Origin of the sequence: Rhizobium sp. UBA1881 (assembly GCF_002338015.1) — a bacterium.
Classification (GTDB): Bacteria; Pseudomonadota; Alphaproteobacteria; order Rhizobiales; family Rhizobiaceae; genus Rhizobium.
This window is the reverse complement of record NZ_DDHH01000113.1, coordinates 49,625-49,891: the sequence shown is the minus strand read 5'-3', so window position 1 is coordinate 49,891 and position 267 is coordinate 49,625. Positions and strand designations below refer to the sequence as shown.

Annotated in this window: 1 pseudogene; it reads left to right on the top strand. The window is 65.9% G+C overall.

Going from position 1 to position 267, the window contains the following annotated elements:
* Positions 1–217 (top strand): annotated as a pseudogene (locus tag B3605_RS13695) (succinate dehydrogenase iron-sulfur subunit); the annotation flags it as partial.
* Positions 218–267 lie beyond the last annotated feature (50 nt).

Below are 267 nucleotides of genomic sequence, written 5' to 3'. Positions count from 1 at the left end.
CCGCTATCTCGGCCCGGCCGTATTGCTGCAGGCCTATCGCTGGCTGATCGACAGCCGCGACGAAGCCAAGGGTGAGCGCCTCGACAACCTCGAGGATCCGTTCCGCCTCTATCGCTGCCACACGATCATGAACTGCGCGCAGACCTGCCCGAAGGGTCTGAACCCGGCCAAGGCGATCGCCGAAATCAAGAAGATGATGGTCGAGCGCCGCGTCTGACGCGACGCTATCCATCCGGCGGCCCCATGCGGGCCGCCGATGCCTGCCGG